General features: G+C 43.2%; 5 protein-coding genes. 2 read left to right on the forward strand and 3 right to left on the reverse strand.

The features are described 5' to 3' along the window. Nucleotides 1–62 precede the first annotated feature (62 nt). Entirely contained in the window at nucleotides 63–1,031 is a 969-nt protein-coding gene (locus tag AB4517_RS22580; RefSeq protein WP_372150089.1) for a tyrosine-type recombinase/integrase, read from the forward strand. 155 nt (nucleotides 1,032–1,186) lie between these two features. Here AB4517_RS22580 and AB4517_RS22585 read toward each other — a convergent pair whose 3' ends face one another. After that, the gene (locus AB4517_RS22585; protein WP_017064584.1) at nucleotides 1,187–2,182 is read right to left on the reverse strand and encodes a D-alanine--D-alanine ligase; all 996 of its coding nucleotides are present in this window, start codon (nucleotides 2,180–2,182) and stop codon (nucleotides 1,187–1,189) included. Between the two features lie 179 nt (nucleotides 2,183–2,361). Continuing rightward, nucleotides 2,362–2,925, reverse strand: coding sequence for an SPOR domain-containing protein (locus tag AB4517_RS22590; RefSeq protein WP_017069919.1), 564 nt, complete (start codon nucleotides 2,923–2,925; stop codon nucleotides 2,362–2,364). Between the two features lie 216 nt (nucleotides 2,926–3,141). Between AB4517_RS22590 and AB4517_RS22595 the strand changes: the two genes are divergently transcribed. After that, nucleotides 3,142–5,823 carry a bifunctional acetate--CoA ligase family protein/GNAT family N-acetyltransferase gene (locus AB4517_RS22595; protein WP_017069918.1) on the forward strand — a complete coding sequence of 894 codons (2,682 nt, stop codon included), beginning with the start codon at nucleotides 3,142–3,144 and terminating at the stop codon, nucleotides 5,821–5,823. Here AB4517_RS22595 and AB4517_RS22600 read toward each other — a convergent pair. Beyond that, complete coding sequence (locus AB4517_RS22600; RefSeq protein ID WP_136974592.1) at nucleotides 5,815–6,702, reverse strand: LysR family transcriptional regulator; 888 nt, start codon at nucleotides 6,700–6,702, stop codon at nucleotides 5,815–5,817. The genes AB4517_RS22595 and AB4517_RS22600 overlap by 9 nt on opposite strands. Nucleotides 6,703–6,901 lie beyond the last annotated feature (199 nt).

The following is a 6,901-nucleotide window of genomic DNA, read 5'->3' on the forward strand; positions in this document are numbered from 1 at the left end:
TAAGTATACTAATAATGATATCAAGCATAATATGGTAAAAACACCTGTCGAGGTATGGTAATTTGAGAAAAAAAGTCCCTATTTTAACTGACTTTGTGATAATTAATTCATTTGTTGAAAAATTAAACAGCAACGCGACAATAGAAATTATAGATGAGTTGACAGGATTTCAATACTCTCGCAATTCACTGTTGGGTATTTACAGTGATTGGAATCGCTATCATGCGTTCTGTACCAAACATCGTATTAACACACTTCCCGCATCTATAACCGCTGTTCGTCGTTTTCTTGAAACGGAGTCTAACGATAGAAAATACGCATCGCTAAAACGTTACACTGCAACGCTTAGCATGTTACATACTGTGTTGAGCTTTGCTAACCCGATCAAGCACAGGCAAGTTCGCTTTACCCTACTCCACTTACAATCTCAAATGGCCGGTGACGCTAAACAAACCAATGCTATGACATCTGTGCATCTCACTGATTTGAATACGTTACTCTCCCATGAGAAAGCAAACCTGAAAGAGATCAGAGACATTGCTATTTATAACGTGATGTTCGAGTGTGCTTTAAAGCGCTCAGAGCTTAAGTTGTTATCGATGAGTGATGTTGAGTACGTTGAAGATCATTACCAAGTAACAGTCAAAGATTCGGCTTATCAGTTGTCACAAATAGCCAGTGTTGCACTTCAACGTTGGCTTTCGTTTACTGGTATACAAGATGACTTGCCAGTATTTCGTGCGATAGACAAGCATGAGAATATTGGTTTGCAGCCTTTAGATGATTCGTCCATCTATAGGATATTGAGAAGAGCTAGCGACTTACTTCAACTGCCAGAAAATCACCATTTCTCTGGAAATTCGATTCGTGTTGGTGCTGCACAAGAGTTGTCGAAACAAGGTCTTAAGGTGAGAGAGATTCAGGACTTTGGTCGTTGGCTTAGCCCGGCAATGCCAGCTCAATATGTCGGTTTCACGGGAACGGCTGATAGTGAGAAGATGAAGTTTAAGGCGTTAATACCTTGGCAATGACGGGTCGCAGATTACTTGGATATTACTATTTTGATATAAGTTATGGTTAAAACGATATTTGTAAAAACGGTTAGCGTTAAAAACAAAAAGCGCCTTGGCGAAAGCTCAAGGCACTTGTTGGTTCAGCTCTAAGTGAACGAAAACGAGTTAGAAACCTAAGAAAGGCTTGTTCTCACGCAGTTTTCTAAGAACTGGCTGAATTTGTGGCCGTCATGCTCAACCATTTTAGGGAACATGGAGATTGGCGTCATACCTGGGAAGGTGTTGACTTCGTTCAGGTAGATTTCGTTGTCTTGCGTTAAAAAGAAGTCGATACGAGACAAGTGACGAAGCTTCATCTGGGTGAAGACTTTTCGTGCGCTGTCTGCAATCAATTCACGCTGTTCGTCAGTTAAATTACTTGCTTCAACTTCAGTGATCGAGTGGCTGTCTGCACTGTACTTCTCTTCGTAAGAGTAAAATGCGCCATTCGGTGCAATCACCTCACCCGGCTTGCTGATGTGTAGCTCGCCATCGATTTCATAAGCAGCAATTTCTAGCTCTCTAGGCACCACTGATTTCTCAACCAATACTTGGTCCGAGAAAGTGAACGCCTTGTTGATAGCCTCGCTTAAATCTTCTACTTGGTTAACTTGGTAACAACCTACAGAAGAACCTTGACGAGCCGCTTTCACAAACACTTTACCCCACTTTTCAAATGCTTGAGTTGCTTGTGAGTGAGCTTGATCATTGTTGTCTGATAAGAACAGGTACGGCGTGTTTGGAATACCAAGTGCGTCGTACCAAAGCTTTGACGTGATTTTGTTAAAGCTGTTGTTGCTTGCTTCTGGACCACAACCTAGGTATGGAATTTTAGCCATTTCAAACAGTGATTGAATGTCACCTGTTTCACCTGGGAAACCGTGTATGCAAGGCACAATGAAATCGACTTTAGATGCTAAATTGTCACCGCGTAAGGTTTGGTCGTTAATATCAAGATAAACCAATTCACCTGAATCAAGACACCAGCCTTCGTTCTTAATTTCAACTCTTACAACGTTAAAATCTGCAACGCTATTAAGTTGTTCAAAAAGGTAATTGGCTGAAACTAAAGATACTTCATGCTCTGAAGATCCACCGCCGCAAAGTAGAAGGATGTTTGTGGTGTTCATGGGTAAATTCGGTCCTTGAAACTAGGAGTACTGACTTCAATGATAAACAAAAGTCGAGATAGGTACAGTGTTTTGATTGTTAAAATTGCGTTCGAAAGATCGAGCGATTAACTATTAAACAAAACAGCGAGTCTTAAAACAAAAGAAGGAGCATTTGCCCCTTCTTTATGAATCAAAACTTAGTTCAACTTGTTAAGCGTTGGGTATTCAGAGTTCTTGATGTCATCAATGCTCTTAACGAACGGCTTCAAGTTTTGGAAAGTGTTCGGCAGTGTTGAGATTGCCTTTTTAGCTTCTAAGCGTGTTGCGTAGTCACCATAAAGTACCGTGAACCACTTAGTGCCGTTAACCATTTTGTAGTTTTCCCAAACTGGTTGAGAAGTCGTAGGTAGCATTTTCACGAAAGAATCGACTTTACTTTGGCTGCCAACAGCAACAACTTGAACTGTGTAACCAAAACGTTGGTTCATGTCTTGTTGTTTCTTGGTTGGGCCTGTCACTACTGCAACTGGCTTAGCTTGAGTCGTTTGAGCGACTTTCTGTTCAACAGGTTCGGTTCTGATAACGTTGACAACATTTTCTTCAACAACGCTTGTTTGCTCAGATTGAGATACAACTGGAGCTTCAACTTTTGCCGTTTTGTACTCTTCTTGATAACTATCTGAAGTGACATTGGTAACGTAGTCGTCAGATACACACGCAGCCAAGAGCAGTGGCAAAGTCACAATTGCAAATTTTTTCATGGAAAGCTCTATATCCTTAATAATAATTACTATAAATCATGCCGATACGTCGGTTTAGAATCAAGTTAACTTTGGGATTATACACCATTAGTGGGTGACCTATTTCACAAACTTTATGCAGTGTTTGCTTATTCATCTGAATTCGGTGAATTTGCCATCAACCTGTGAGTGCAAAGTAAGTTACGATGAAGTTACGTGCATTGCTAGGATATGTCTATGAATCATCTTGATCCCCTACTTAAACCCCGTTCAATCGCTGTTGTTGGTGCTTCTCAACGAGAAACACGCGCAGGATATATTGTTATGAACAATTTGTTGCATGGGGATTTTAAAGGTGCGGTGATGCCGGTTACGCCGAAATATGATTCAGTGGCCGGTGTGCTTTCTTACAAGAACATTTTGTCGTTACCGATTGTTCCTGACCTCGCAATCTTGTGTACCAATGCGACCCGTAATGTCGCTATTTTTGAAGAACTGGCTGAGAAAGGTATAGCCTCTGTCATTGTGCTTTCTTCAGACATGCAGCAAGAAAGCGATAATGGTGAGACGTATGATGAACGATGCCTAGCGATTGCCAAAAAGCACAACATTCGAGTGTTGGGTTCCAATAGTTTGGGGGTGATTGTTCCTTGGTTAAATTTGAACGCCTCATTCTCTCCAGTGACAGCATTACCCGGTAAGATCGCCTTTGTTTCTCAGTCGGCAGCTGTGTGTACCACTATTCTCGATTGGGCTAATGACAAAGAGATCGGTTTTTCGGCGTTTATCTCTATAGGCAATGGTAGCGATATCGAATTCTCGGAGTTATTGGATTATCTCAGTACCGACTCTCACACCGAAGCGATATTGCTTTATGTAGACAGCATTACTGATGCGAGGCGCTTTATTTCTGCAGCGCGTGCGGCTTCGCGTAACCGACGAATTTTGGTGTTGAAAGGCGGTCGAACGGCGAAAGGCAGAGCCGCAGCAATGGCTCACACTGGCGGTGCCGACACATTAGATATTATTTATGATTCCGCAATCCGACGCAGCGGCATGCTACGAGTTAAGAACTTACATGAACTGTTTGCTGCGGTAGAAACACTGACTCATTCAGTACCATTGCGAGGCGAGCGCTTGGCTATTGTTACTAATGGTGGCGGCCCTGCGATTATGGCTGTGGACACCCTATTTGACCGCGGTGGTAAGCTCGCAGAGTTTTCAGAAGAGACACTTGATAAGTTGAACAAGGTTTTGCCATCGAGTTGGTCTCATAGCAATCCTATCGATATTGTCGGCGACGCTGGTGATCAACGTTATATCGACACTATAAACATCTTACTCGATGGCGATGAAGCAGACGCGATTCTTATCATGCACAGCCCTTCAGCGGTCGCACATTCCGCTAAAACGGCAGAACGAATTATTGAAGCGATTAAGAAGCACCCTCGCCACAAGCGCTTTAACATCCTGACGAATTGGTCTGGTGAGCTAACAGCAAGGCCCGCACGAAAGCTGTTTACCGAAGCGGGTTTCCCAACTTATCGGACCCCTGAAAGCTCTGTGGTCGCATTCATGCACTTAGTCGAGTACAGACGTAACCAACGTCAGTTAATGGAAACGCCGACCACTGCAGAAAAAGTACACATTGAAGATCTAGCAGATGCGAAAGGTTGGATAGAAAGAAAACTACTGGATAAAGATACAGTTAGCCTTGATACTCACCAAAACAGTCAGTTTTTCAAGAGCTTCAACCTCGATGTGTTACCAACTTGGATCGCTTCTGACCCAAGTGAAGCGGTACACATCGCTGAAACGATCGGTTATCCCGTCGCAGTAAAATTACGTTCGCCGGATATTGCACATAAGTCAGACGTACAAGGCGTGATGCTCAATTTGCGAAACAGCAGTGAAGTTGCCAATGCGGCTCAGGCAATTCTCGATCGTTCTCAATTATCCTTCCCTACAGCAAACATCCACGGCTTGTTAATTCAAGGTATGGCTAAGCTCGCGGGCGGCCAAGAGTTGCGTATTAAGGTTACAACAGACGAAACCTTCGGCCCAATCATATTACTTGGACAAGGTGGTTCGGAGTGGGATGAGTCGATTGATGCCGCAGCTGCTTTTCCACCGCTCAACATGACACTGGCGCGTTACTTGATTATTCGAGCGATAAAAAGCGGCAAGATTCGTCTACAAAAACTCCCTAACCCCATCGATATAGAAGGTTTGTCTGAGTTATTGGTACGTATATCGCAAATGGTAGTGGATTGCCCTGAAATACATGATTTGGATATCCATCCAGTACTGGCCAATGGTGACAAGTTCACGATATTAGATGCCGATATCATCTTGAAAGCGTACGAAGGCGATCCACAGGAACGTCTTGCGATTCGCCCTTATCCGGTCGAGCTTGAAGAACGTATCCAGCTAAAAGATGGAACCGAAGTGTTGTTACGCCCTATTCTTCCCGAAGATGAACCGCTTCATGCTGACTTCATTAACCGTGTGTCTAAGGAAGATCTCTATAAGCGTTTCTTTAGTGATGTCGGTGAATTCAATCATGAGGCGTTGGCGAATTTCACTCAGATTGATTTCGATAGAGAAATCGCCTTTGTGGTCGTTCGCGAGGAACAAGGCGTTCCAGCGATCATCGGCGTGTCCCGTGCGCTGATTAACCCTGAGAACACAGACGCCGAATTCGCAATATTGATTCGTTCTGACCTTAAAGGTGTTGGTCTAGGTCGCATTCTTATGACCAAGGTTATCGATTACTGCCGTGCGAAGCAGACCAAGCAGATGTCGGGTATGACGATGCCAACCAATAGAGGGATGCTGACACTAGCTCAAAAGCTCGGTTTTAAGCTAGATATCAGTTTTGAAGATGGTACTGCAGATATGGTGTTACCGTTACTTTAACGCCCATGTCTTTTTAAGATGTTGGATACACCAAGACTTGGCGTCGCCCATTTTGTTGCGTCGCCAAGCCATAACAATATCGATCGGTTGTGGTTCTGTACCGGAGATCTGCTGTAGTACGCCAGATTCAATCAAAGGTTTAGCGACACTATTCGGTAAGGTGCCAATCCCTAGTCCTGATGTCAAAGCCTCTACTTTCGCAGGAAAGCTTGTCACGGTTAAACGTGGCTGTTTCTCTAGAATATTGATGCTTAGTGCTGGCTGATCGCGTGCGGTGTCTGCAATGGCAATAACCCTGTAACTTTCTCTCGCCTTCTGATCGAATTCACCAGAACGCTTGTGAACATAGTGGCTTGATGCCGCGACCCACACCATCTCCATTTTACCAATTACGTCACTTTTCATATCGTTTGGAATTGTATCGAGCTTAGGGCATATCAATAAGTCAGCACGACCATCTGTGAGAGATTCCCAACAACCCGCTAAGATTTCCTCTTGCAAACGAACGCGTGTTTTACTGATTTTTCCTAGTTCATCTACCAGTGGGAAAAAGTTAGCAATCGGGATAATGCCATCAAAGGCGATGGTCAAATCGAGCTCCCAACCATTGGCTAGAATGCTTGCCTCGTTAACAAGACGTTCTGTAGCTCCAAGAATGATTCTACCTTGCTCAAGTATCAACTGACCCGCTTCCGTGAAATTTGCACGGTGGCCTGAGCGGTCAAAAATCATGATGTCTAGATCTTGTTCAAGCTTCTGTATTTGATAGCTGAGTGATGAAGGCGCTCTGTCCATTTCATTGGCCGCGGCGGCGAAACTTCCACGTCGGTCGATGGCGTCTAGGATGTGTAACGCTTCAAGTGTTATTGGACTATGCATAGCTTTCCTACTTTATAAATGAGACTTGAATCACAAAAACAGAAGCATTCAGACTGTGAATGGAACTGTAAAAGTCTTTTTAATACAGATATTTAAGAGTATTAATTATGAGTTAGTTGATAAAATTTAAAATTATTTAAATGCAAATAATAGTAATTATCATTTAGATCCAATATTATATTTCGCAAATCAAGATAAT

Origin of the sequence: Vibrio sp. 10N.222.52.C3, from assembly GCF_041474195.1 — a bacterium.
GTDB lineage: Bacteria > Pseudomonadota > Gammaproteobacteria > Enterobacterales > Vibrionaceae > Vibrio > Vibrio crassostreae_C.

Bases quoted from the DNA above. Each gene is read 5' to 3' on its own strand.
- AB4517_RS22585 (WP_017064584.1), bottom strand. From the start codon at position 2,182: ATGAACACCACAAACATCCTTCTACTTTGCGGCGGTGGATCTTCAGAG.
- AB4517_RS22590 (WP_017069919.1), bottom strand. From the start codon at position 2,925: ATGAAAAAATTTGCAATTGTGACTTTGCCACTGCTCTTGGCTGCGTGT.
- AB4517_RS22595 (WP_017069918.1), top strand. From the start codon at position 3,142: ATGAATCATCTTGATCCCCTACTTAAACCCCGTTCAATCGCTGTTGTT.
- AB4517_RS22600 (WP_136974592.1), bottom strand. From the start codon at position 6,702: ATGCATAGTCCAATAACACTTGAAGCGTTACACATCCTAGACGCCATC.